Raw genomic sequence first — 21979 nt, forward strand, 5'->3', positions numbered from 1 at the left:
GATGTCTCCGAAGCGTTGTAAGTCGCAGACCTATGGCCGTGACGAGGCCTCGACAAGGGATTCAGCGCCATGGCCGACGAACCTGACCGCAAGCCCGCCTGGCTCAGGCCGCACGGACGGCCCTGGGACGTGTCGTCCAGCAAGGTCGTCTACGACAATCCCTGGATCACCCTGACCGAGTATCAGGCGGTCGCGCCGACCGGACGTCCGGCGCTTTACGGCAAGGTCGGCTTCAAGAACCAGGCGATCGGCATCGTGCCGTTGCATGAGGACGGCACGGTCACGCTGGTGGGCCAGAACCGTTTCTCCCTGGCCAACTATAGCTGGGAGCTGCCCGAAGGCGGCGCGCCGCACGGCGAGGATCCGCTGGACGGCGCCAAGCGCGAACTGGCCGAGGAGGTGGGGCTGCAAGCCGCCGACTGGCGGCTGATCCTGCGGATGGAGCTCTCCAACTCCGTCACCGACGAGATCGCCTATGGCTTTCTGGCCATGGGCCTTTCGCCCACGAACGGCGAGCCCGACGAGACCGAGGACTTCGCCGTGGCGCGCGTACCGTTCCGCGAGGCGCTGGATGCGGCGACCGCCGGTCACATGCCTGACGCAATTACAGTGGCGTTGTTGCTGAGAACGCACCATATGGCGGTGCGAGGCGAACTGCCGGCCGATCTGGCCGCTCTGATCCTCGCATAGGGCGTCACGCACTGAGCTAGAGCATTTCTAAAAAAGATGCGCTATGCTCACGGCGCGCCTGGGAAGGGAGAGCCCGATGGCCAAGCATCTCGAGGTGGTGACGTCTGACACCGAAACGCCGGTGTGGGTCGCGCTGCGAAACCAGGCCGAACACGCCGCCAAGGCCGAGCCGGCGCTGGCGTCGCTGCTCAACGCAGTGATCCTCAGCCACGACAATCTCGCCGACGCCCTGACCTTCCAGCTGGCGCGCAAGTTGGGCGACCAGGAAATGCGGGCGATGACGGCGCGCGAGTTCGCCGCCGACGCCTTCGAGGACGACCCGTCGATCGTCGAGGCGGCGGAGGCCGACCTGAAGGCCGTGTTCGAGCGCGATCCGGCCTGCAAGGGCTATGTCCAGCCGTTCCTGTTCTTCAAGGGCTTCCTGGCGCTGCAGACCCACCGCGTGTCGCACTGGCTGTGGAACCAGGGCCGCGAGACCCTGGCCTTCTATCTGCAAAGCCGCTCCAGCGAGGTCTTCCAGGTCGACATCAATCCGGCCGCCAGGATCGGCAAGGGCGTGTTCATCGACCACGGCACCGGCATCGTCATCGGCGAGACGGCGGTGGTCGGCGACGACGTCTCGATGCTTCATGGCGTGACCCTGGGCGGCACCGGCGCCGAGCGCGGCGACCGCCACCCCAAGATCGGCAAGGGCGTGCTTCTGGGCGCCGGCGCCAAGGTGCTGGGCAACATCACCATCGGCGACTACGCCAAGGTGGCGTCGGGCTCGGTGGTGTTGCGTCCGGTGCCGGCGCACTGCACGGCCGCCGGCGTGCCGGCGCGCCTGGTCAATTGCCCGACCTGTGAAGAGCCCGCCAAGACCATGGATCACACCCTGGCCGAGACGGTTTATTCGCCCTCGACCTACGAGATCTGAGTGAAGCCGCTTTTGCGTCGTCTCGGCGGCTTGACGCTGGCCGCCGTCATCAGTCTGGCCGCGCCCGCCCTGGCGGCGCCGGCGCCGGTGAGCGGCTACACGGTGGTGAAAAGCTATCCGCACGACACCCGGGCCTTCACCCAGGGCCTGCTGTATCGCGACGGCTTCATCTTCGAGAGCACGGGCCTGCAGGGCCGGTCGTTCATTCGCAAGTGGAGCCTGGAAACCGGCGCCATCGAGGCCGAGCGCACCATCGACTCCCGCTTCTTCGGAGAGGGCATCGTCGACTGGAAGGACCGGGTCTACGCGCTGACCTGGACCGATCAGGTCGGCTTCATCTACGATATCAACAGCTTCGAGACTCTGGGCGAGTTCAGCTATCCCGGCGAGGGCTGGGCCCTGACGCGCGATGACAAGCGCATCATGATGAGCGACGGCACGGCCTTCATCCGCTTCCTCGATCCCGAGACGCTGAAGGAGACGGGGCGCATCCAGGTCACCGATGACGGTGTCCCTGTCACCAAGCTCAACGAGCTGGAGTGGGTGAAGGGGGAGCTGTTGGCCAATGTCTGGCAGACGACCCGGATCGCGCGGATCGACGTGGCCACCGGCCGCGTCAAAGGCTGGATCGAGCTGGCCGGCCTGTTGCCCGAGGCCGGCGTGCGCGGCGACCGAGACGATGTTCTCAACGGCATCGCCTATGATGCGGCCGGCGATCGCCTGTTCGTCACCGGCAAGCTGTGGCCTAAGCTGTTCGAGATTAAACTGACCGAAGGGAAGTAGTCGGGGAACCGTGTTCGGGCGATGGCGTTTAACTCACGTCCGCCCCTCTACGCCCCCCCGACCTAGTGGGCGGACCAGGGCCCCGGCCGCGAGACGCGCCGGGGCCCTACTCATATCTGCCGGGCCCGGTTCCTAACCCTGGGGCGCGCAGACTGTCAGGGGCGGCTTGTTCTTCAGTGAGATTTGCTCCGCGCCGGGCGTCCCGGTGTGCGTCAGACCGTAGATGACGCCTGCCCAGATGGTCAGAACCGCCAGGAACTGGGGCAGAGTGACCTCGTGGCGGGCGGAGCGTGGGGCGATAGGCGGCATGGCGGGGACTATCCCTCGGTTGCGCCGCCCGCGATAACGACTTATCGGTCGGCCTTCTGTGAGGTTTCTTCACATGGCCCGCCGGCAACTGCCTTCGCTGAACGCTCTTCGCGCCTTCGAGGCTTTTGGCCGGCATGGCCGCATGACCCTGGTCGCCGACGAGCTTTGCGTGACGCATGGGGCCGTCAGTCGGCAGATCCGGCAGCTTGAAGAGCAGCTCGGCGTGGCCTTGACCGAGGGACCGCGTTCGCGCCTTCGCCTGACGCAGGCGGGGCTGAAGCTGGCCCAGGCCCTGTCGCCGGCCTTCGATCAGATCGAGGCGGCGGTCCCGCGTCCAATCCAGGCTGGCGCCAAGCCGCTGGTGGTTTCCTGTCTTCCGACCTTCGCGATGAAGTGGCTGATCCCGCGTCTGCCCCGCTTCCAAGCGGCGCATCCCGATATTCCGGTGCGGGTGGCCGAGTCGAACGGACCTTTCGACTTCAAGGCGGATGGGATCGATCTGGCCATTCGCATGCGATCGCCCGACACGGTCGTGACCTATGACGCCATCGCGACGCCCTTCATGGAGCACTATCACGGCCCCGTCATGGCGCCGGAACTGGCGACCAGCCCGATGACCTTGGAGCGGGTCTTCGCCATGCCACGCCTCTTGACCCGAACCTTCGTGGAAAGCTGGTCCGACTGGGCGCGGAATTTCGAGCTCGATCACCTGCCGCCGGCGGTCAGCGAGCAGGAGTTTGACCACTATTTCTACATGATCGAAGCCGCAGCCGCTGGCCTTGGCGTGGCGATCGGCCCCTGGGCCTTCGTCCAGCGCGATCTGGCCAGCGGGCGGCTGGTGGCTCCGCTGGGCTTCACCTCCGGGCGAGCCAGGATCGTGGCCGTTACCCCGCCCGACGGCGCCACGGAGGAGGCCCTCCTGTTCCGCGATTGGCTGCTGTCGGAAGGAGCGTCCACACCTTCTCCGCCTTAAGCGGCTTGCCGTTCTCGCGGCGGGCGCTAGTTTCGCGTGGACAAGCGCCCCGGGCGCCCAGCCATCAATGAGGATCCCCCGTGGACGCCACAACCGTCGCCAAGCTCGAAAAGCACCTGAAGCGCACCTTCGGTAACCCGCACATCCAGGTGAAACCGCGCCCGAAGCAGAAGGACTCGGCCGAGGTCGAAGTCGCCGGTGAGTTCATCGGCGTCGTCTTCCAGGACGAGGACGAGGACGGCTCGTTCATGTTCGAGATGGCCATCCTCGGCGAAGACCTCGACTAAACCGAACGCGTCCGTGCCCTGTCGGTGATCGACGGGGCGCGTGGCGGCCGCGATCTTGAGTATCCGCGGCCCGGTCGGGCGTTGATCGCCGACCCTCGCCCCGCTTGAATGGGGACATGACCTCTCACGTTCTTGATCGCCCCGTCTGTTCGACCCTCTTGGGGCGGCAAAGCCACCTGGCCATCCGGCGCGGTCGCGCCTTCCGCATGCATCCGGACTACGGTCTGTTCGCCGGTCTGGAGGATGAAGGCCCAGAGGCGCTCGCCGATCTGGGCGCGCTGGTGCGCGAGCACGGGACGGTGGGCCTGATCGCGCCCGACGCCACGCCGCCGGTTCCCGGAACAGACGTGGTCTCCAACGCCGTGTGTCTTCAGATGGAGGCGGTCGAAGTCGCCCCCGCCTGGGACGTCGACTTCGGCATGCTCGACCTTGGCGACGCCGACGGGCCCGAGATGCTGGCCCTGGCCACCTTGACCAAGCCGGGACCGTTCTTTTCGCGCACGCATCAGCTGGGCGCCTTCATTGGCGTGCGGCGGGAGGGCGAACTGATCGCCATGGCCGGCCAACGCATGCGTCCGGACGGCTATACCGAGGCCAGCGGCGTCTGCGTCCACCCCGACCATCGCGGCCATGGATATGCGGCGAGGCTGCTTCGCGAGGTGACCGCCCGGATCCTGGCGCGCGGCGAGAAGGCCTTCCTGCACAGCTACACCGACAATGCGACGGCGATCCGGCTCTACGAGTCGCTGGGCTATCGCGGGCGGCGGGAGCTGGTGTTCACGATCCTCCAACCCGGCGAGGCCTGAGAGCACTCAAAGAAAACCCCGGAAGGCTGACCTTCCGGGGTTTCCCATAAGCCGTTGATAGAGGCTCTAGGCCTCCATCGCCTTCGCGCCGGCCTTGCGGGCCCAGCGGTAGAAGCCGACCACCACAATCGCGGCGGCGGTCAGGGACAGCAGCATGCCGACATGCTCGGGCGGCGCGAACGGCAGGGCCAGCGGCTCGCCCTTGCCCGTGGAGACGATCAGCAGGGCCAGGGAGACGTTGAACAGGCTCTCGCCGACGATGAAACCTGAAGCGATCAGGACGCCCAGGCGCTTGGCCGGCTCGGCGGCGCGGTCCTTGGCGACGATCTTCTCGAACAGCCAGCCGGCCACGGCGCCGACGACCACCGGCGCGGTGACGGAGCTGGGGAGATAGATCGCCAGGCCCACGCCCAGCGGCGGCAGGCTGAGGCGGTCCTTGCTGGTCGCGCGCAAACCCGTGTCGACGGCGACCAGCGCCAGGCCGATCAGCGCCCCAATGCCCAGAAGACCCCAGTCGAGATTTCCGCCCAGCACGCCCTTGGCCAGGGTCGAGATCAGAGTGGCCTGCGGCGCGGCCAGCGGCTCGTCGGCGATCGCTTGGAGATTTGGCGCGCCGGCGAAGCCGTTCGAGCGGTTCAGCAGCTCCAGCACGAACGGAATGACCACCGAGCCGGACAGCACGCCGATGATCAGGCCGACCTGCTGCTTCCATGGGGTGGCGTCGACCAGTTGGCCGGTCTTCAGGTCCTGTAGGTTGTCGTTGGCGACGACCGCCACGGCCAGGACGCAGGTGGTGACATAGAGAGCGAAGGCGATCAGGGCCTTGGTCACGTCGGGACCGATAACCCCGCGGCCGACCATGCCGACCATCAGCGAGGCGCCCAGCACGCTCAGGATGGCGATGCCCGAGACGGGGCTGTTTGACGAGCCGATCAAGCCGGCCATGTAGCCGCAGACGGCGGCGGCCAGCAGGCCTGCGAAGACCAGATAGCCGATGCCGATGGCGACAAGCGGCGTCGTCAGCTGCGCGATGGGGCCGCCGGTGAGGAAGTGGGCCAGGAACCAGCCGGCCGGGGCCAGCAGGAGCACCGAGACCAGTCCGACGATGCCGATCGGAATGTCCTGCTCGACGCGGGGCAGGGTCGTGCCTCCCGCTTTGCGGGCCTTGGCGGCTTCGAGGGCGGAGGTCAGGCCGGCGGTGATCGGTCCGACCAGCTTGGCCAGGGTCCAGATGGCGGCCGCGCCGATGACGCCCGCGCCCAGGAAGCGGACCTGGGTCTTCCAGACGGTGAGGGCGTGGGTGGCGGCGTCGGCCTCGGGCATCGGGGTGGCGATGGTGAGGATCGGCGTCAGGATAGCCCAGGCGATGAACAGGCCCGCGAACATGGCGACGCCGACGGTGATGCCCATCAGATGGCCCGCGCCCATCAGGGCGAGCGAGCTGGAGGCGCCGATGCCCGTCGCGCCCGAGGCGGCCCCGAGCTTGAACTTGAAATAGGCGGCGATCTCGGCCGCGAACAGCTTGGCCGCGCCCAGGGCGCCGAACAGCGCCGAGGCGATCGCCCCCATGCTGACGGCGGCCAGACCCGCCTTGCCCTCGGCCGCACCCTCGCGCGAGCCCGTGCCGACCTTCAGCACCTCGGCGGCGGCGACGCCTTCGGGGTAGGGCAGGTTGGAGTTCGTCACCAGCGCCCGGCGCAGGGGTATCGTGTACATTACGCCCAGGATGCCGCCCACGGCGCAGGCGCCGAAGGTGGGCAGGAAGGGCACATTGGCCCACCAGCCGATCATCAAGAGACCCGGCAGGACAAAGATCACCGACGACAGCGTCCCCGCCGCCGAGGCGATGGTCTGGACGATATTGTTTTCCTGGATGGTCGACGTCTTGAAAGCCCGCAGCAGGGCCATCGAGATGACGGCGGCGGGGATCGAGGTCGCGAAGGTCAGGCCGACCTTCAGGCCCAGATAGACCTGGGCGGCAGTAAAGACCAACGTGATCAGGATGCCGAGGAGGACCCCGCGAAGGGTGAGTTCGGTGCGCGGCGCGGTCGTCTCGGCCATCAACATGTCCAACAAAAGATTAAGGCGGCCGGACCTTGCACGCCCGACCGCCTCAAACTCAAGTGTTCAGTGTGATGGTGCTGTTCCAAAATCACAGCACGCCCAGCATCTCCGCGACCAGCGGATGCCGGACGATGTCGCGATCGGCCAGGCGCACCACAGCGATATTCGAGACGGCCTCGAACTTGGCCGCCACCTCGGCAAGGCCCGAAATGCCCGGCAGCAGGTCCGACTGGTTGGGGTCGCCCGTCACGACCATGGTCGAGTGCCATCCGAGACGCGTCAGCAACATCTTCAGCTGCATGTAGGTGCAGTTCTGGGCCTCATCGATCACGACGAAGGCGTTGTTCAGGGTGCGGCCGCGCATGAAGCCGACCGGTGCGATCTCGATGGCGCCCTCGGCCATCAGGGCCCGCATGCGCTTGACCGACAGGCGATCGGTGAGGGCGTCGTAGAGGGGACGCAGATAGGGCGCCAGCTTGTCTTCCATGTCGCCGGGCAGGTAGCCGATCGACTCGCCGGCCTCGACGGCGGGGCGCGAGAGGACGATGCGGCTGACGCGGCCCGCTTCCAGCGCCTCAACGGCCTTGGAGATGGCGATATAGGTCTTGCCGGTGCCGGCCGGGCCCAGGGCCATGACGAGGTTCTTCTCGTCGATGGCCTCCATCAGCTGGGCTTGCCCCGGCGATTTGGGTTTTATGGTTTTTAGGTAGCTCTGGTCCCGACTATCCCCTCTCGGGGCTCCGTCCTGGGGCAGGGGTGACCAGCCGCCGCGGTGATCGACCGGCAGGCGACGCACCTTGGCGTCGTCGTACTGGCCGGTTTCCTGCACGCCTTCGCGCGCCATCCGCTTCAGGGCTCGCTTGGTCATCAAAGCCTCCATTCAGACAAGAAAAAAGGACGAGCCCGTGAGGCGTCGTCCTTGGCGGTGAGCTGGGTTTTACGAAGTCGCGTGCGCGGCGGAGCGGATCGGGAGCGCTTCCCAGTGGGGAAGTCCCAGGAGACGGTGCTGTACGCCGAAACGCCAAGAGCCACACCTCGTCTTCGTCAGCGGGCGAGCTTGAAGCGCTTGTCTCCGAGCCCGTTACGAAAGGAAAATGATTCCCGCTGGAGGAATGTTCCCTCTCGAATCGCCCAACTACAATGGCGCATCATGGTTTCCGGGTCGTTAACCTGGAAATCGCGCGTAAGAAAACGAGGTGTACGGATGACTGTCTATTCCTTGGGCGCCGTGACGCCGACGCTTCCCGCGCAAGGCGAATACTGGGTCGCGCCCACGGCGAGCATCATGGGGAATGTGATTCTCAAGAATAACGCGAGTATTTGGTGGGGCGCGATCGTGCGCGGAGACAACGATCCGATTACGATCGGCGAGAACAGCAACGTCCAGGACGGCTCTGTTCTCCACACTGATCTTGGCGCGCCCCTGACCATCGGCGCGAACGTGACCATCGGTCACATGGTGATGCTGCACGGCTGCACGATCGGCGACGGCTCGCTGATCGGCATCGGCGCGATCGTCCTGAATGGCGCCAAGATCGGGAAGAACTGCCTGATCGGCGCCGGCGCGCTGATCACCGAGGGCAAGGAGATCCCCGACAATTCAATGGTGATGGGCGCTCCGGGGAAGGTGGTCCGCGAGATCGGCGAGCAGCACGCCATGATCCTGCAGGCTTCGGCCCTGCACTATGTTGAGAACTGGAAGCGCTACGTGCGCGACCTGAAGGTCGTGGAATAGGGGTTGGGAGCGCCGCCCGCTGCTTGGGGGGATACGTGGCGGCGCTCCCGCTTCTCGCGCAGGGCACATGAGCGCGAGAAGAGCGCGGTGCGGTCTCCGCAAACACCGCCACCGGGGGAAAGAGTGGGGCGGGAGCGTATCGCGTCTCGTTTCGTGTATAGGTAGTATATCAGTGTTCCTCGTCGCGGGGAAACTGAAACTCCAGCTTCCTGGGGCGCATACGGTGGGTAAGGGCGCAAGGGGGCGCTTGCGCGCGGCTCAAACCCAGACCAATCTCTGCCTTAACAATGATAACCTTCGAGGGAGGGCGTCGGGGCCATGGCCAGCGAGCGCTTTGATTACATCGTCATCGGGGCCGGCTCGGCCGGCTGTGTCCTGGCCGCGCGGCTGACCGAGGATCCTAACATCAAGGTCCTGCTGCTGGAGGCCGGCGGCAAGAACAAGTCCATCCTGGTGAAGATGCCCGCCGGCGTCGGCCAGCTGATCAAGGACAAGGGCGAGCAGAACTGGGGCTTCTGGACAGAAGCCGAGCCTCACCTCGACAATCGCAAGCTCTGGTGGCCGCGCGGCAAGGGCCTGGGCGGCAGCTCGGCTATCAACGGCATGATCTATATCCGCGGCCATGCGCGCGACTATGACCAGTGGCGGCAAATGGGCCTGACCGGCTGGTCGTATTCGGAGGTTCTGCCCTACTTCAAACGCTCGGAGACCCACCACGCCGGCGGCGACGCCTATCACGGCGGTTCGGGGCCCCTGCATGTGTCGAAGGGTGAGTCCGACAGCCCGTTCTACACCACCCTGGTCGAGGCCGGCCGCCAGGCGGGGCACAAGACCACCAAGGACTTCAACGGTTACCAGCAGGAGGGCTTCGGGCCCTACGACCTGACCATCCGTGATGGTCAGCGCTGGAGCGCGGCGATGGCCTATCTCAACCAGGCCCTGTCGCGCCCGAACCTGACCTGCGTGACCGAGGCCCGCACGACGCGGATCCTCCTGGAAAAGCGCCGCGCCGTCGGTGTCGAGTACGTGGTGGGCAAGTCGCGTGAAAAGCATGTCGCCTACGCCGATGCCGAAGTGCTGCTCAGCGCCGGCGCGGTGCAGTCGCCGCAGATCCTGCAGTTGTCAGGCATCGGCGCGCCGGACGACCTGACGCCGCAAGGGATCGCGGTGGCGCACGAGTCCAAGGGCGTCGGCGCCAATCTGCAGGACCACCTGGATGTCTGTGTTTCCTGGACCGCCAAGAACCTGAAGACCGCCTATTCGGCCAACAAGGGGCTGAACAAGCTGGGCGTTGGCATGAACTACATGTTCTTCGGCAAGGGCCTGGGCCGGCAACAGTTTCTTGAAAGCGGCGCGTTCCTGAAGTCGCGCCCGGACCTCGACCGCCCCGACCTCCAGATCCACGGCGTGCTGGCGATCATGCAGGACCACGGCAAGGTCGTGGTCGAGAAGGACGGCTTTACGCTCCACGTCTGCCAGCTTCGCCCGGAGAGCCGGGGCAAGGTGGGTCTGCGTTCGGCCGATCCGTTCGATGATCCGACCATCCTGGGCAACTATCTGGCCACTGAGGAGGATCGCCGCGCCATTCGCGAGGGCGTCCGTATCGCCCGCGAAACCGTCGCCCAGGCCGCTTTCGATCCCTACCGCGACGCCGAATATGCGCCGGGCGCCGACGTCAAGTCGGACGCCGACCTCGACGCTTGGATCCGCGCCAAGGCCGAGACGATCTACCATCCCGTCGGCACTTGCCGAATGGGTGTGGCGGGCGACCCGATGGCCGTGGTCGACGACCAACTCCGGGTCCAGGGCGTGCAGGGGCTGCGCGTGATCGACGCCTCGGTCATGCCGACCTTGATCGGCGGCAACACCAACGCCCCGACGATCATGATCGCCGAACGCGCCGCCGACCTTATCCGGGGCAAGGCGCCGGCCGCACCGCTGGACGTTCCTGTCTATGAGGACGGCCGCGCGGTGGCGGCGGAGTAGGAAGACGCCCAGGCGCTCGCCCCGGTTAGATCAATCGGGCGAGCGCTGCGGACGCTAAGCGATCCTTCGTCCGTCCAGAGTGGCCAGGCGAAGGCGCGGCATGTCCTGATTGCCGTCGCCCAACGGCTTGATCTCGCGCAGGCCCAGCTCATAGGCCGGACGGCCCATCAGGCGCGCCATCATGGCGATTGGCTGGTAGAGGCCCAGGAACCGGTCTGTTTCCCCGCTGGCGCCCTGTAGTGGAGCGAACAGCACCTCCATCCCGACCGAGGGCACGCCGTGGGCGCGGATGTCGGCGGTGACGACCACCGGCGTGCGCCGCTTGCGGGCGACATCCAGGGCGCTCTTCAGTTCAAGGCGATGGGCCAGGGCCCACAGCGACAGGGCGTCATGGCCGCGAAGATCGCGCGCGTGCAGGTCCGAGACGAAGCCGCCGGCCAACCGGAAGGGCAGCTTGCCGCCTTCGCGGCCCAGCACGAACACCTGGGGCAGAAGCTCCAGGAATTCACCAGGATCGATGTCAGCGCGGCGGGGCAGGGCGGCCTCGCCCTTCTTGGCGCGCCAATAGTCTATCAACCGTTCCGTGCTTGGATGGAACATCGTCGTCCCCTGGCGGGTCCTTGCGCGGCTGTTTTTGACCGCACAGGGCTTGCTGGGAGAACCGGGCCAAGCGCTCAACCGTCCCATTCTGGAGCAAATCCGGGCAAGACGGTCGTCTCGGCCCGTTTCTTGCTTAACCACAAGCGGTACGACCCGAGGTGAAGGGAAACGCCGGATGAAGGCGCCGAAACTGAACATGCGCGTATGGATGATCGCGCTTGGGGCGATGCTCGGCGGGCTGCTTGTGGGGGGCGCGGCCTATGCCGCTGGCTGCACCAACGCCTGCCCGCCGCCGCCGCCGGTGTGCTGCAAGCCGCCGCCGCCGCCGCCCAAGCCCCCCGCGCCGCCGACCGGCTGCTGTGGCGGTGGTCACAACGTCAACATTCCCGGCGTCAACGTGAACATCGGCTCGACCGTGATCGTCAACGCGACGACGAACGCCACGGCGATCGCAAACTCTGGCGCGACGTCCGGCGCGTCGGCCGGAGCCGGCTCGACCGCTGGCGGCGTGGTCAACTACTACGGCGGCGGTGGCCACGGCGGATACTACTCTGGCCCAATGGCCACGGGATATATCCAAGGCCTGAACGTCGAGGGCGCCGAGGTCCGTCGTCGCCAAGCCTATGAGGCGACGCGCACGCGCACCCGCCGCGTCATTGTCCGCGCTGTTTGCCTGGACGACCGCGACGTGCCGCATCCGGCTTCGCAGGTGACGCCAGACCGCGAGATCGACGACGCCTATGACGGCGAACTGTACCGCTGCATCGCCGGCGCGCGTCTGCAGTACGTGATCGCCGAGTACGCCGGCCATATCGATATCTCGACTGGCGCGCCGGGTCAGACCTATATCTGCCGCAAGGGCGAGGCGCTCTACTACGCGCGCGGCGCGGCCGCTGGTCAGGCGATTGTGTCGTGCCGGCCGCAGCTTCCCGCTCGCGACTGCAATGAGCGCTCGTTGCTGCGCCGCTTCGGCGCCGGCGTGAAGATCCTGAGCATGCTGACGACCGAGACCTACACCGCCTATCGCGAGGAAACGGTGCAGGAGCGCCAGACGCTCTCCACCAGCTTTAGCCTGGATGGCGGCGTCGGCGGCGTTGTCTACTAGGCGCTAGGCCGCTCTCCAAATCGAAAGGCCCCGGTCTTCACCGGGGCCTTTTTTGTGCGCTCTACTTGGCCGCCGCAGCGGCTTCCGGCTTGACCAACAACACCCAGGACTTGTCGTCGGCGAGGTAGGTCTGCGCCGCCTTCTGCACGTCGGCCGGCGTCACGCGGGAGAGGCCCGCGATCACCGACCGTGTCGCGTCCAGCAAGCGTGGATCCGTCTGAGCCCCCGACAGCGCGCCAACCCAGTACTCGTTGGTCACGCGCGCCTTCTCGATCGCGTCGATCCTGGGCTTCTTGGCGCGTTCGAGTTCATCGGCGCTCACCGGCTTGTCACGCAGGTCGGCCGCGATCTTGCGGATCGAGGCGACAACGCCATCCAGCTTCTCCGGAGGAACCTCCAGGCTGACGGCCAGATAGCCCCAGTCCTCGAAGACCACGCTGGCGGTCGCCGAGGCGTTGGGCGAATAGGTCGCCCCCTGCTTTTCGCGCAGCTCGTCGGTCAGGCGCAGCTGCATGACCTGGCCCAGCACCGAGACGTCCCGCGACCGCTGCAGGTTGGAGAACAGGTCATCGGTCCGCCAAGTCATGAACAGGGCCGCCTGGTCGGGACGTCCCTTGTGCGTGCGAACGACCGGCTGTGCGGACGGCGCCGGGAAGGGGGCCCTCTCGGCGCCGGGCAGTGGCGGGTCACCGGGACGCGCGGGCAGGGCGCCGAAGGTGTCGGCGACCGCAGCGATCGCCTTGTCCACCGTGGTGTCGCCGACGATGACGATCTCCAGGTCGCCCTTGGCCAGCGGATTGGCCACGGCCGCCTTCAGGTCGTCCAGCGAGGCCGACGCGATCTGCTCGCGCGATGGGAACGTCCAGCGCTGGTCGCCCCCATGCATCAGGCCGCCCAGATCGCGACCGAGCACGCCGCCGGTCGTGCTCTGCAACTGGTCATGCAGCGTGCCGTAGCTGGTCTTGATGCGATTGAACGCTTCCGGTCGCCAACCCGGCTCGCTCGCAAACGCCGCCAGCACCTGCAGCTCCGTCGACAAGTCCTCCGGCCGGGTGCGGCCGTTCAGGGTGAAGGCGTCATCCTCGACGCCCAGCTGGGCGTTCCAGATCTTGCCCGTGAGCACGCGCTCCATGTCCTGAGCGGTGATCTGCTTGAGACCGCCCTCGATGAAGGCCGACCCGGACCAGAGCGGGCTCTGCTTGTCCGACGGCATGTCGAGCAGACCGTGGCCGGCGCGCACCTTCACCACGACCTGATCGTTCCGGAACTTGGTCGGCTTGACCGTCAGCCGCACGCCGTTCTCGAAGCGCACGAAGACGGCGTCGAGATCCGAGACATCCTTCTGCTCGGCGACCTTGCCGGTCGGACCGAAGCTGGAATAGGGCCACACGGTTACGCCCGGCGCTGCGGGCGGGGTCACCGGCTGGGCCTTGAGGTCCTCGTAAGCCTTCAGAATCGCCGGCTCGCCCCCCTCGACGGCGGTCGGCGCAGCCAGGATCAGCAGCGGGCCCGAACCGACGAAGGCGCTCTTGAGCAACGCGTTGACGCGTTCGGCCTTCAGGTCCTTCACCATGATGTCGAAGGCGGCGAGGTTCTGGCTGGGCGAGGTGATCACCTCACCATCCCCCAGCGTGCCGACCAACTGGTTGGCCAGGGCGGGCGTGCGTTGGGTGGCCTCGCCCGCCGCTGCCGCGACCAGAGCGGCGCGGGTGGAGGCGATTTCGCGGTCCAGCTCATCCTGACGCACGCCAAACTGGACGGCCCGGCGTTGCTCGGCGTCGAGCGCGGTCAGGGCTTCACGCCAACGGCCGGGCTGGGCCGTGGCGCCGAAGGTGGTGACGCGGACCGTGCCGTACTGGTCACCCTTGAAGGCGCCGCCGGCGATGAACGGCGGTTCGGCGGAGCGCCCGAGAGCCTGCATGCGCCGGTTCAGAACGGCGAAGGCCAGATTCTCCAGAACCTCGCGTTCGTCGACCGCCTTGGTTTCGAGCAGGCCGTCCGGCTTGCGGGTCCAGGTCATCTGCACCGACCAGGGCGCGCCAGCCTCGACGATCATCTTGGCTGTCGGGCCGCGCTTGGCCACCGGCCCCACGTCAGGGTCCTTGCCATTCGGGCCCTTGCCGACCCAATCGCCGAACTTGCTCTTGATCTTGGCTTCCATCGCGTCGACGTCGAAGTCGCCCACCGCGACCAGCACAGCGCGCTCCGGACGATAGTAGGCCTCGTAGAAGTCGCGAATTCGCTGGGCGGGGGCGGTCTTGAGGACCTCGGTCTTGCCGATCGGAATGCGCTTGGGCGTCAGCTGGCCTTCCATCTGGGCGGTCAGCGTCTTGATGGCCACGCGATAGCCGGGCGTATCGCGGGTGCGCTCCTCGGACAACACGACCCCGCGCTCACGATCGACGGCTTCCGGGGCGATCGTCAGCTCACCGGCGGCTTCGCGCAGCAGCATCAGCGAGGTGTCGACCGTGCCGTCATCGGTTTTGGGCAGGTCGAGCTGGTAGATCGTTTCGTCAAAGCCGGTCGAGGCGTTGGTGTCGGCGCCGAACGCCAGACCGTGGCGCTCCAGGATCTTGATCATCTCGCCTTCCGGCACGTTCTTCGAGCCGTTGAAGGCCATGTGCTCCAGGAAGTGAGCGAGGCCCTGCTGGTCATCGGCCTCCATCAGCGAGCCGGCGTCGAACCAGAGGCGCAGTGCGGCCTGGCTGGGCGGCGTGGCGTTCTTGCGCAGGGCGTAGCGCATGCCGTTGGGCAGCACCCCGAAGCGCCAGGCCGGATCGGGCGCGACATCCGAGAGCTCCTGGGCCCATTGGCCGGGCTTCAGATCGCTCACCTTGGGTCCCGCAAGCGTCGGCGCTTCCGGCGTCCGCGGCGCGGACGCTTCGCCCGTATCCTTCTTCAGCAGCGGGATGGAAGGTTTGGGCAGTTGGGAGCAGGCGGCGACCGAGAGGCCGGCAGCGGCGACAATCGCCAGGCGCGAAGCGCTGATCATCGAGAATCCAAGGCAGGAGAGAACAAGGCGCGCACCTTGGCCGTCCCGCATGGCGCACGCAAGGCGCGAGGTAGGCGGCTTTGCGCCCGGCCGATCTTAAGCGGCGGCGACGTCGCCGGTCTGACGACGCAGGCGCCAGAACCGGATCGTACGCAGGGCCGAGTCTCGCGGCAGGTTGGCGTAGAGCTCGCCGTAAGCCTTGGCGCGCATCATGACGTCCTCGGTCTGGTCTAGGATCAGCAGCGCAAAGGTCAGGAATAGCGATCGATCGAAGTCGGCCGCCTTGCAGATCACCGCAAGGGCGTCCATCTCCCGCCGCTCGAGGATCTTGCGCGCGGTGTGGAAATCCACCTGAGCCATGTCCGCCAGCGCGACAAGGAACAGTGTCGTCTTCTTGCCGCGGAGCATGTTGGCCAGGATCTGCGGCGAGATCTGCGCCTTGGCGCGGAGCGTCCGGAATTCGCGCTCAGCTTCGGCGTGGTCTGGCGGCAGCGCACCGTCTTGCTCGGCGACCCGTTTGCGGCCGGCGGCCAGCGCGGCCTCCAGAGTCGCTGGATCCATGCCGGCGTTCTTTTCCATGATTCGATCCCGAAGCCGGGCCTCGACCATGAAGTACATCTCGTTCAGCAGATCGACGGGCAGGCTTTGCCGGTCGATCACGGCTTCGTGGAGGGCGGGGTTGGCCGCTGCGCGATCCACGACGGTCTCGTGCGCTTCGCGGGACAGCACCGCGCCTTCGTTACGGAGCAGGACGCCCAGCGTCTGGTCGTCGCCGCGTGCGACGATCGCGTCGGAGACGACGCTTGAGACGCTGCTGCGCTGCGAGATCGCCCGCAGGTGATCCTGGCCCTGGGTGCGGGCGACGTGCAGCAGGTCATCGTCGGTGAGGACTCTGGAGCTGCGCAGGATCGGCGCGGCCACGGTGATGGAGTCCGCCGCCAGCGTGCGGGAAAGCCCAGCCGGCGGCGTCGCCGTTTCACTGAGGCGCTGCGCCAGCTCGGCCTTGACGGCTTCTTCCATGTCGCCGGCCAGCTGGCTGAGCACGTCGTCGAAGAGGCCCATTTCGACGCTATTGTGGCCGTCCCCCTGGAAAAACAGGTCGGTTACGCCGCGTAGCAGTTCGCGGCGCTTGGCGCTGGAGGGCTCGTTGGCCAGAGCGATGAGGTCGTGGATACGCGATTGCATTAAAGACCGCCGTCGTTTTCGGCGCGCCCGGACCACTCGCCGCCGTCTTGAAGGCTGGGTTTGGCTTCGTCCGTCTCCGCAGCGGGCGGCGGCGCGATCAGAACCATGCGCGAGGGGCCCGCGGCGGGAATGGGATCAGGCGTCATGCCGAACTGGCGTCCGACCGAGTAGGTTCGAGCGCCCACCTGGCCGGGCTGAAGCTGGGTCACGGCGCTGGGGGGCTGCGCCGGCGCGCCGCCGGCCAGGGCAGGCGGCGGCGCATCATAGAGGCTCTGCGGCAATGGCGCCGAGGGAGCGGGAGCCTGGGGCGTGAAGGCCGCCGGGACGGGCGCCGAGGGTTGCCGGATCTGGGCTTGAACCTGCGACGGCTCACGCGCCCACCAGGGACGCTGCTCCGCGGTTTCGCCGGGCGCCGCCACAGAGTCGCGCTTGCCCGCCCAGCCGAGGGTTCGCGCGCCATAGGCTGCGCCGTTATAAAGGGCGGGGCGGCCGTCCAGCGCGGCAGGCGCGCGCGCCGGGGCGGGGCCGTATCGCGTCTCGCGCGCACCCTCGGCCTGCGCGGCGGACGCGCTGGCCAGGGCGACGATGAGAGCAGCGAGACGCATGACGCGATCCAGGCGAAGTCTTTTCAGACGCCTATTCTGCGGTGCGCGCTTTAATCTTGGCCTAACGCCCTCGCCAAAAGTTGAGGAGTCGACGTTCCAGCGCTTCCATCACGGCGTGCAAGACCACGCCCAGCACCGCAAGGGTGAAGAGGGCGGCGAACACCTTGGCTGTCTGCAGGCGGTTGTAGGCCTCCAGGATGCGCCAGGCGAGGCCCTGGGCGCCGCCGGCGCCCGCCACGAACTCGGCGACCACCGCGCCGATCACGGCCAGACCTGCGGCGACCTTGTGTCCTTCCAGCAGGGCGGGAACCGCGGAGGGCAGGCGCAGGCGTGCCAGGCGTTGCAGCGGCGTGGCGCCATAGAGGTCGAACAGGCGCGCCAGATCCGGGTCGACGGCCTTCAGCCCGCTCAAGGCTCCGGAGAAGATCGGGAAAAAGGCCACGACGGCGGCGAGGCCGATCACCGCGCGCTCCGGGTGATCGATCCCGGCCCAGATCGTGACCAATGGGGCGATGGCCACCAGCGGCGTCACCTGCAAGGTCACGGCGATCGGACGCACGGCGTCCTCCAGCAGGCGGCTCAGGCTGACGACGAGCGCAAGGCCACAAGCGATCAGGCTGGCGATGACCAGCGCCAGCAAGGCCGTCGACAGCGTCGCCCAGGCGGAGCCCAGCAGAAGCGGCCATGACTCGGTAAAGGCCTTCCAGATCGCGCTGGGCGGAGGCAGCAGATAGGCTGGAACCGCCAGCGCCTTACAGGCCAGCTCCCATGCCCCCAGCATGGCGGCGATCAGGATCAGCGGCGCGAGGATCCGACTCATGCCGCGCGCTCGGTCGCGGCGGCGAGAAGGTTCGACACGGCCTCGGCGGCCGTGCGGAAGGTGTCGGTCGTGCGGAACCCAGCGGGGCGCTGGAGCGGCGCGTTGATGATCACCTCGCCCGCCATGCGACCGGGGCCTGGCGTCATCACCACCACGCGTCGCGCCATGTAAACGGCTTCTTCGACATTGTGGGTGACGAAAACGACGGCCGGCGCGCTATCGGCGGCCAGGGTCAAAACATCGTCGGCCAGCGTGCGGCGGGTGATCTCGTCCAGCGCCGCGAACGGCTCGTCCAGCAGCAGCAACCGGGGTCGCGTCACCAGCGCCCTGGCCAGCGACGCGCGCATCGCCATGCCGCCGGAAAGCTGGCCAGGACGGGCCTTCAAGGCGCCGCCGAGTCCGACCTTGGACAGCGCCTCGTCAGCGGCCGCGAGGGCGGCGGGCTTTGCGACGCCCGCCAAGATCAGCGGCAAGGCCACATTGTCCCGGGCTGACAGCCACGGCGCCAGGGTCGGCGCCTGGAAGACGACTGCAGTCTCGCCTTTGCCCGCCAAACGGGACACAAAACCCTGCGTCGGCTGCTCCAGGCCCGCGAGGAGCCGAAGCGCCGTGGACTTGCCGCAACCTGATGGCCCGACCAGGGCGATGATCTCGCCGGGATCGAGGGACAGGTCGAACGGACCCAGCGCCCGTCCCCGGGCGTAGTCGACCTCGACGCGGGAGAGGCTTGCGATGGGGGCGCTCATGAGCCCTTGGGCAGGAACTGCAGGGTGTAAGCCTTCTTGTAGTCCATATCCTTGGGGTAGACGCCCTGCTCTGAGGCGACCTTGAAGAACTCGGCCCAGCGCGCGTCGGTCATCTGGCCCACATCGCCCTTGCCGCCGTTGGCGCTGACGATGCCATACGACCGCATCTTCTCGCGCGCCTGGTCGAGGACATCCTGGGTCATCTCCGGATTGTCCTTCAGGATCGCCGCGTCGCCAGGCTTGGGGTCGCCATAGAGATACGAGGTCCAGCCGGCGGCGGTCGCCTCGACGAAAGCCTGCACGGCGGCGGGGTTCTTGGCGATCAGGCTATCCGGCACCAGAGCGAACGAGGCGTAGGCGGGATAGCCGCTGTCCGCCAGCAGGAACACCGCAGGCTTGATCTTGCCTTCCTTTTCGATGAGGTACGGCTCGCTGGTGGCGTAGCCTTGCTGCACGACGCGCTTGTCAGCCAGGAACGGCGCGGACGAATAGTTGTACTTGCGCACCTGATCGTCGGTGAAGCCGTACTTGGCCTTCAGCCAGACCCAGAAGGCGGTGATCGAGGCGTCCGACAGCAGGATCGGCCGGCCCTTCATATCGGCGATGCCGTTGATGCCCTGGTCGGGGTGCGCGATCAGGACCTGAGGGTCCTTCTGCATGAAGGCCGCCACGGCTTTGACGGGCGCGTTTTCCTTGGCCAGGTTCATGATGATGAAGCTGTTGGAGCCGACGCCGACATCAACCGCGCCGGTGGCCAGCAGTTGCGGCACATTCACCGCCGGACCGCCCTGGATCAGCGTCACGTCCAGACCGCGCTTTTTGTATTCACCGGTCGCCAGCGCCTGATAGTAACCGCCGAGTTCGGCCTGAGCGCGCCAGTCGGTGGCCAGCTTGATGGGCGTCTGGCCGTTCGGTGCGGCCTCGTCCTTCTTGGCCGGCGAGCAGGCGGCGAGGAGGGCCATCAGGCCCAAGGCGGCGAAGGCGCGGCGCTGCATCGAGGACATCTCCCATTATCCTCGGCCAAGTTAGGGGCGTCGGCGAGGAGTTCCAAGCCACAACCCAAACCCGCGGCTTCGGCGTCTTGGGGGAGGCTAGTTTGGCGCCGGCGTATCGGGCCGTGGGTGCAGCCAGCGCTCGACCTTGGCGTAGAGCACCTCTCGCTGAATCGGCTTGGCGATGTGGTCGACCATGCCGGCGGCGTAGCAGCGCTCGACCTGGCGGGGCAGGGCGTCGGCGCTCATGGCGATGATCGGCGCCTTGCCGGTGGGCGTGCGCAGGGCCTTGATCGCCCGCGTCGCCTGCAGTCCGTCCATCAACGGCATGTGGATGTCCATCAGAATGAGGTCATAGGCGCCGGTTTGCGCTTTCTCCACCGCCTGTCCGCCATTTTCGGCCAGATCCACCTCATACCCGACCAGGGTGAGAAGCGCCGCGGCGATCTCAAGATTGATGGCGTGGTCGTCGACGATCAGAATCCGCGCAGCGCCGGGCTCCGGGGGCTTCGCCGGCTCAGGCTCGGGTCCTGGCTCGGCGACGGGTGCGTAGAGCTCCACCCAGAAGCACGAGCCCCGGCCCGGGACGCTGTCGACACCGATCTTGCCGCCCATAACGTCGACCAGAGCCTTGGCGATCGCCAGGCCGAGTCCCGCGCCGCCATGTAGGCGGCTCGGCGAGCTGTCGGTCTGTGAGAAGCGCTGGAAGAGCAGGCCTTGCTTATCGAGCGCAATGCCGACACCGGTGTCAGCGATCTCGAACCGCAGACGGTCCTCCAGATCGCCCGGCTCGATGATCAAGCGTGCGCCGATCCGGCCTTCGTCGGTGAACTTCACGGCGTTGTTCAGCAGGTTGATCAAGACCTGCCTCAGGCGATCGGCGTCCAGATCGTGCAGCACCCCGAGGGGATCGAGGATCTCCAGGTCCATCGACAAGCCCTTGGCGCGCGCCTCGGGGGCCATGATCGCAACCGTATCCTGGAGCAAGGCCGCTGCGGAGGTTGGGCCTGGCAGAAGCTCGATCTGGCCCGCCTCGACGCGCGAGAAGTCCAGGATGTCGTCGACGACCGTCAACAAGGCGGCGCCCGCGCTATCGATCAGATTGACCTGACGGCGGGCGTCGGGCGGCAGGTCTTCGCGCGCGGCGAGCAGTTGGGCGAAGCCGAGCACGCTATTCAGCGGCGTGCGGATCTCGTGGCTCATCGTGGCCAGGAACTCGGTCTTGGCCTCGGTGGCGGCCAAGGCGCGGCCGCGCGCGGCGCGGGTCAGCAGCTCGCGACGGAGCAACAGGCGCTTGAGCCGGTTCTGCTGGCCAAAGGCCAAGCCGGCGGCGAGGCAGGTGTAGAACAGGACGCTCGTAAACACCTGGATCGTCCGGGCTTGGACGACGGGATCCTGGGTCGGGTTAAAGGGAGACGACCCCGATGATACGGCCAACGGCATCATGATCCCGATGGTCAGGAACGCCGCGAGCGCGGCGCCTCGGGCCCCAAGCCGGTAGGCGGCCGCCAAGGTCACCGGAAAGATCAACACTGGCGGCGCGCCGGCCGCCGGGTGCGCGCAAAGCAGGGCGATCGTGCCGACGCCGAACATCAGCAGCAACTGCTCGGTCCACGGACGGTGGAAAGCGCGCCTGTGCTCGGCGTCGATCAGCACCAGGGTGGCAGGCAGCGCGACAGCGAGGCCAAGCGCGCTGCGCAGGAACCAATCGATTAGGGTTTCCACGAAGGGCGCGCCGTAACCGAAATGGAAGGCACTCGCGCAGACCAGCGCCGAAACGAGAGCGATCGGCGTTGTGATTGCGGGCATTTGCGCCAGGGAGCGCATGGTCCGCACGCGCGGGGCGCCATTCCAGAACCGATGGCAGACAGCCCAGACCGCCCCGGCCTCACAGAGATCGACGATGGCGTACAGCAGAGCCGATAGCAGTTCGTCGCCCGCCAGGAGGCTCACCGTGAGATGAGATACGATGAACACGCCAGCCAACATCGGGCGACGGGCGCCCGTGAGCGTGAACAGCCCAGCGGCCAGGAACGCGTTGGCGGGCCAGAAGGCGGCGACCCCCAGCGTCGCGCGGGTCAGGTACTCGCTGAAAGCGATCGCTGCGACGATCGTGCACGACAAGGCCAGCAGCAGAACCGCTTGCCGCCTCTCCTCATGAAACGCCAAACTCAGCGTCATCGTGAAGTCGTTCCCAAAGCCGAAGGCGCCAGGCAGGTTCGCGCGGATCGCGTGAAAGTCCTGATCGCCGAACAAGGCCATGACGCGTAGCGTGCCGCCACGAGATCGTCGCCACAGGCGCTACATTACGACTGCACAAACCGTTCGCGCCTAGCAATCGATGGCTGTGCCATTTCGTCGCACACCTTTGCGCTGAAGACGGCC

At 67.1% G+C, this 21979-nt stretch carries 19 protein-coding genes and 2 pseudogenes; 9 read left to right on the top strand and 12 right to left on the bottom strand.

The window, feature by feature from the left end:
* The first annotated feature begins 1 nt into the window (after position 1).
* The 3 genes and pseudogenes from J2X45_RS18170 to J2X45_RS18180 all read left to right on the top strand — a co-directional run bounded on the left by J2X45_RS18170 (position 2) and on the right by J2X45_RS18180 (position 2389).
* Positions 2 to 690, top strand: a pseudogene (locus tag J2X45_RS18170) (NUDIX domain-containing protein).
* A 76-nt stretch (positions 691 to 766) separates the two neighbouring features.
* The gene (cysE, locus tag J2X45_RS18175) at positions 767 to 1606 is read left to right on the top strand and encodes a serine O-acetyltransferase (protein ID WP_310217661.1); all 840 of its coding nucleotides are present in this window, start codon (positions 767 to 769) and stop codon (positions 1604 to 1606) included.
* Positions 1607 to 2389, top strand: a complete 783-nt coding sequence (locus J2X45_RS18180) for a glutaminyl-peptide cyclotransferase (RefSeq protein ID WP_310217664.1) — start codon at positions 1607 to 1609, stop codon at positions 2387 to 2389.
* Positions 2390 to 2521: 132 nt separating this feature from the next.
* On the opposite strand, the gene J2X45_RS18185 is transcribed toward J2X45_RS18180, so the two are convergent.
* Entirely contained in the window at positions 2522 to 2698 is a 177-nt protein-coding gene (locus J2X45_RS18185; RefSeq protein WP_310217666.1) for a hypothetical protein, read from the bottom strand.
* Positions 2699 to 2771: 73 nt separating this feature from the next.
* Between J2X45_RS18185 and J2X45_RS18190 the strand changes: the two genes are divergently transcribed.
* From J2X45_RS18190 to J2X45_RS18200, 3 genes are all read left to right on the top strand, one after another.
* A complete protein-coding gene (locus J2X45_RS18190) occupies positions 2772 to 3671 on the top strand; it encodes a LysR substrate-binding domain-containing protein (RefSeq protein ID WP_310217667.1) in 900 nt (299 codons plus the stop codon).
* 80 nt (positions 3672 to 3751) lie between these two features.
* Positions 3752 to 3958: a DUF3126 family protein gene (locus J2X45_RS18195; RefSeq protein ID WP_012640547.1), complete on the top strand. Its 207-nt coding sequence runs from the start codon at positions 3752 to 3754 to the stop codon at positions 3956 to 3958.
* Between the two features lie 116 nt (positions 3959 to 4074).
* Entirely contained in the window at positions 4075 to 4764 is a 690-nt protein-coding gene (locus tag J2X45_RS18200) for a GNAT family N-acetyltransferase (protein WP_310217676.1), read from the top strand.
* 66 nt (positions 4765 to 4830) lie between these two features.
* On the opposite strand, the gene J2X45_RS18205 is transcribed toward J2X45_RS18200, so the two are convergent.
* The 3 genes and pseudogenes from J2X45_RS18205 to J2X45_RS18215 form a co-directional block, all read right to left on the bottom strand.
* Positions 4831 to 6831, bottom strand: a complete 2001-nt coding sequence (locus tag J2X45_RS18205) for an OPT family oligopeptide transporter (protein WP_310217736.1) — start codon at positions 6829 to 6831, stop codon at positions 4831 to 4833.
* Positions 6832 to 6916: 85 nt separating this feature from the next.
* Positions 6917 to 7708: a PhoH family protein gene (locus J2X45_RS18210; protein ID WP_310217678.1), complete on the bottom strand. Its 792-nt coding sequence runs from the start codon at positions 7706 to 7708 to the stop codon at positions 6917 to 6919.
* Positions 7696 to 7853: pseudogene (locus tag J2X45_RS18215) on the bottom strand (hypothetical protein). The gene J2X45_RS18210 and the pseudogene J2X45_RS18215 overlap by 13 nt, the downstream one beginning before the upstream one ends.
* A 179-nt stretch (positions 7854 to 8032) precedes the next feature.
* Here J2X45_RS18215 and J2X45_RS18220 point away from each other — a divergent pair.
* Entirely contained in the window at positions 8033 to 8563 is a 531-nt protein-coding gene (locus tag J2X45_RS18220) for a gamma carbonic anhydrase family protein (protein WP_310217681.1), read from the top strand.
* Positions 8564 to 8881: 318 nt separating this feature from the next.
* A complete protein-coding gene (locus J2X45_RS18225) occupies positions 8882 to 10549 on the top strand; it encodes a choline dehydrogenase (RefSeq protein WP_310217683.1) in 1668 nt (555 codons plus the stop codon).
* A 54-nt stretch (positions 10550 to 10603) separates the two neighbouring features.
* Here J2X45_RS18225 and J2X45_RS18230 read toward each other — a convergent pair whose 3' ends face one another.
* On the bottom strand, positions 10604 to 11149 hold the full coding sequence (locus tag J2X45_RS18230; protein WP_310217685.1) for a PAS domain-containing protein: 546 nt from the start codon (positions 11147 to 11149) through the stop codon (positions 10604 to 10606).
* Between the two features lie 175 nt (positions 11150 to 11324).
* Between J2X45_RS18230 and J2X45_RS18235 the strand changes: the two genes are divergently transcribed.
* Positions 11325 to 12254 (top strand): hypothetical protein, encoded by a 930-nt coding sequence (locus J2X45_RS18235; RefSeq protein ID WP_310217688.1) that lies wholly within the window; start codon positions 11325 to 11327, stop codon positions 12252 to 12254.
* Positions 12255 to 12315: 61 nt separating this feature from the next.
* On the opposite strand, the gene J2X45_RS18240 is transcribed toward J2X45_RS18235, so the two are convergent.
* The 7 genes from J2X45_RS18240 to J2X45_RS18270 all read right to left on the bottom strand — a co-directional run bounded on the left by J2X45_RS18240 (position 12316) and on the right by J2X45_RS18270 (position 21775).
* A complete protein-coding gene (locus tag J2X45_RS18240) occupies positions 12316 to 15246 on the bottom strand; it encodes an insulinase family protein (RefSeq protein WP_310217690.1) in 2931 nt (976 codons plus the stop codon).
* Between the two features lie 96 nt (positions 15247 to 15342).
* A complete protein-coding gene (locus J2X45_RS18245; protein WP_310217694.1) occupies positions 15343 to 16431 on the bottom strand; it encodes a DUF2336 domain-containing protein in 1089 nt (362 codons plus the stop codon).
* Positions 16431 to 17036: a hypothetical protein gene (locus tag J2X45_RS18250; RefSeq protein WP_310217696.1), complete on the bottom strand. Its 606-nt coding sequence runs from the start codon at positions 17034 to 17036 to the stop codon at positions 16431 to 16433. The genes J2X45_RS18245 and J2X45_RS18250 overlap by 1 nt, the downstream gene beginning before the upstream one ends.
* Before the next feature lie 61 nt (positions 17037 to 17097).
* The gene (locus J2X45_RS18255; protein WP_310217699.1) at positions 17098 to 17856 is read right to left on the bottom strand and encodes an ABC transporter permease; all 759 of its coding nucleotides are present in this window, start codon (positions 17854 to 17856) and stop codon (positions 17098 to 17100) included.
* Positions 17853 to 18602 (bottom strand): ABC transporter ATP-binding protein, encoded by a 750-nt coding sequence (locus J2X45_RS18260; RefSeq protein WP_310217702.1) that lies wholly within the window; start codon positions 18600 to 18602, stop codon positions 17853 to 17855. Before J2X45_RS18260 ends, J2X45_RS18255 begins: the two co-directional genes overlap by 4 nt.
* Positions 18599 to 19606, bottom strand: a complete 1008-nt coding sequence (locus tag J2X45_RS18265) for an ABC transporter substrate-binding protein (protein WP_310217705.1) — start codon at positions 19604 to 19606, stop codon at positions 18599 to 18601. The genes J2X45_RS18260 and J2X45_RS18265 overlap by 4 nt, the downstream gene beginning before the upstream one ends.
* Before the next feature lie 87 nt (positions 19607 to 19693).
* Positions 19694 to 21775 (bottom strand): MASE1 domain-containing protein, encoded by a 2082-nt coding sequence (locus J2X45_RS18270; RefSeq protein ID WP_310217738.1) that lies wholly within the window; start codon positions 21773 to 21775, stop codon positions 19694 to 19696.
* Positions 21776 to 21979: the final 204 nt, after the last annotated feature.

Origin of the sequence: Caulobacter sp. BE264 (genome assembly GCF_031457805.1) — a bacterium.
Lineage (GTDB): Bacteria > Pseudomonadota > Alphaproteobacteria > Caulobacterales > Caulobacteraceae > Caulobacter.